Annotated in this window: 3 protein-coding genes and 1 pseudogene; 2 read left to right on the top strand and 2 right to left on the bottom strand. The window is 42.0% G+C overall.

All coding sequences use genetic code 11. From position 1 onward, the window contains the following. A pseudogene (locus tag OQ5_RS24670) lies at positions 1-245 on the bottom strand (metallophosphoesterase family protein); the annotation flags it as partial. Continuing rightward, a complete protein-coding gene (locus tag OQ5_RS0111750; protein ID WP_016777680.1) occupies positions 226-1,182 on the bottom strand; it encodes a metallophosphoesterase family protein in 957 nt (318 codons plus the stop codon). The gene OQ5_RS0111750 and the pseudogene OQ5_RS24670, both read right to left, overlap by 20 nt. 502 nt (positions 1,183-1,684) lie before the next feature. Between OQ5_RS0111750 and OQ5_RS0111740 the strand changes: the two genes are divergently transcribed. Together OQ5_RS0111740 and OQ5_RS0111735 are read left to right on the top strand one after the other, a co-directional pair. Then, on the top strand, positions 1,685-2,287 hold the full coding sequence (locus tag OQ5_RS0111740) for a SatD family protein (RefSeq protein WP_016777678.1): 603 nt from the start codon (positions 1,685-1,687) through the stop codon (positions 2,285-2,287). Next, the gene (locus tag OQ5_RS0111735; protein ID WP_016777677.1) at positions 2,284-3,009 is read left to right on the top strand and encodes a DUF3307 domain-containing protein; all 726 of its coding nucleotides are present in this window, start codon (positions 2,284-2,286) and stop codon (positions 3,007-3,009) included. The genes OQ5_RS0111740 and OQ5_RS0111735 overlap by 4 nt, the downstream gene beginning before the upstream one ends. Positions 3,010-3,027: the final 18 nt, after the last annotated feature.

Raw genomic sequence — 3,027 nt, 5'->3', positions numbered from 1 at the left:
TATCTTAAATTTTGATAGACGGGTGAATTGTTGATTCGTTCTGCGTCTGCCTTCCATTTTTTCAATAACTCGTTCAGCAGGGGAGTGGATTGCCCGTTCTGGATGGCCACGATGGTTTCTGCCAGTAAACCGGCGGGTGATGATTCTTTGGCCAGCTCTTCCATGTTTTCAACGGCGGGCCTGATGTCAAACTCTACTTTTCGAACCGACAGGTTTAATTCATCTTCAGACCAAATAAAAATCATCGCGGATTGTTGCCATCCACTTTTCAATATCATTGCTGGCCGGATGTTCGCCATAAAGTATGATGTCAAAAACCAGGTGGCGGACTTCTGCCAATTCGGTTTTATTTTGCTCTTTGCACCGATTGATGTTGTCCATTACCAGTTTTCTGAGTATTTCTTCATCCCGTGCATTAGAAATATCAATACTGAGCGTTTCGTAACGAACGGGCGACAGGGGAATTTGCTCAATGCGGATGTCGTTTTTCGATTCCACGGTTATCTGCAGTGGTCCGTGTTTCCCCTGTTCTTTGGCGCTCAGGGCATGTGGCGATCCCGGATAAAGCACGAACGGCCGGTGTTCCGGAATGGCCGATGGTTTATGAATATGTCCCAATATCCAGGCATCTACCGGATGGCTTAGCAAATTTTCTGTTTTTACAGGGGCATAACGGCTGTCCGGTGTATCTAATTCGGCATGAAGGAGTCCGATGGTAGGAAGATCGGAGCCATTGATCTCCAGTTGTTCAAGCGGATCGGTATGCATGTAACGTTTGGGGAACGACCAGCCGACAAACCTTACTTCTTCTTCGTTTGCGGTGAATGATTTAACTTCCCAGTTTCCCTTTGCTCCTAAAACATGGATGTTGTCATATTCCGATGTATTTACAACCTGTTTCAGAACATCGAAGTCGTGGTTTCCTGCAATGATGAATACAGCAATTTCTGCTGTTTTTAGCTTGTTGAAACCTGTTTGCAGCGGACCTATGGCTTCGAAATATCGGTTGTCGCGGTCTACGATGTCACCGGTCAGCAAGAGTGCATCAAATTGGTTATTAATGGCCAAATCGACCAGACGCATCCATGTATGTTTGGTGGCAATCTCTTCGGTTTCTGCCGGCAGGCCGGAAGATTTTTTTCCAATATGAATGTCACCGGTCGCAAGTATTTTTACGGGCATAATCTGTTAAATCTCGTATGTTAGCATTATTCGCTTACACAATATTAAATTTATTCGTGGAAAATCCCAATTATTGGTGTAAGTAGTTTTGTGTTTTGAGTTCTGTGTTCCGTATTCCGTGTTTCGTGTTTTGAGTTTGGTGTTCTGTGTGTTGGTATCTGGTTAATTTTTTGATTGGTCAATTAGGGTATTACCAAGCCTTAGTTATTCCTCAGCCTCAACCTCAACCTCACTTGATAATTGATAACTGATAATTGATAATTGATCATTGAATAATCTGTGCCATCTGTGGTGCATTCTCAACCTTAACCTCAACCTTAACCTCAACCTCCGCCCCTGCCATCCAAAATCTGATTCCCGGCATCCTGTTCATTTTAGCAATCGAGAATCGCCTTTTAAAGCGATATTTGTATAAAATCGGTTATATATGCGATATATTTAAATATTGGTTTTTGAGCCGATAAATTTGGAGATAGAATTAAAAAGCCATACATTTGATAACATGAGCAAAGCGGTAATCATCGGCGATATAATAAAATCCCGGGAACAAAAGGCCGGAAGCTGGATCGAAAACCTGAAAAAGGTATTGAGTCAATATGGCAATCCACCTTCGGTGTGGGAGATATTCCGGGGCGACAGTTTTCAGCTGATGCTGGATCCTATTGATGCATTGCTGGCTGCTATTCATATCAGAGCTTTCATGAAGCATTCCGATTCGCTTGACGTTCGCATGGCCATCGGGATAGGGGAGGTGACTCACAAAGCAGCGAAAATAACAGAGTCGAACGGTTCTGCATTTGTTTTCTCGGGAGAATGCTTTGAATCGCTGAAAAAGCAAACTCTGGCACTGAAAACGGGTGACCAGGAAATAGATCAGGCCCTGAATGTTATGCTGAAACTGGCTCTGTTGACCATTGATAACTGGACCCCTAAAGTTGCCGGTGTGATAAAAACCGCTTTAGAACAACCTAAGAGTCATCAAAAAGATATTGCACGCCTGCTTGGAACAACTCAGAGCAACATAAGTGAGACTTTAAACCGTGGTGGCTTTTATGAGATTATGCAAATGAATGATTTTTACCGGAATAAAATTTCCAGCCTATGATAGCCCTGACATTAAAACTGTTGATCGCCCATTTTCTTGGCGATTTTGTCTTTCAGACCGACAAATGGGTCGAAGACAAACGAGCCGGGAAATTCAAATCGCGGTATTTTTATCTTCATATTGCTCTTCATGCTTTTTTGCTGTGCCTTGTATTACAATTTCAGTGGCATTATTGGCCGTTGGTATTGATTTCTGTTGGCAGTCATTTCTTTATTGACGCGATCAAACTGAAATTGGAGGAATCGATGAATCCTCGTTTGCTTTTTATGCTTGACCAGCTGGCTCATTTGATTGTAATTGCCTTACTTGTTTATGCTTACGAGCCTTTTGAAATTAATTGGGAAGGGCTTTTTTCATCTCAATCTCTGTTGTTGATTGCAGCATTGCTAACACTTACTTCCGTGTCTTCTGTTGTCGTCAAAAACATGATGAACATTTGGTCGTATAGCGAATTAAACACGGAAGAATCCCTCCCAAATGCAGGGAAATATATTGGCATGTTAGAGCGATTGTTCATATTCGGTTTTATTGTGCTCAACCAGTGGCAGGCCATTGGTTTTCTTATTGCTGCAAAATCCATATTCCGGTTCAGTGACCTTTCAAAAGCTAAAGACAGAAAATTAACAGAATATATGCTTATTGGTACTTTGCTGAGTTTTGCCTTAGCTACCTTGATTGGATTGGTTTACCTTTATGCAACTCGAAATTTATCAATCTACTAATTAGTGTCTGTCCATAAA

It is taken from the genome of Anaerophaga thermohalophila str. Valhall, from assembly GCF_000250735.1.
GTDB lineage: Bacteria > Bacteroidota > Bacteroidia > Bacteroidales > Marinilabiliaceae > Anaerophaga > Anaerophaga thermohalophila_A.
The sequence above is the reverse complement of the archived record's forward strand: the minus strand, read 5'-3'. Positions and strand labels throughout refer to the sequence as shown.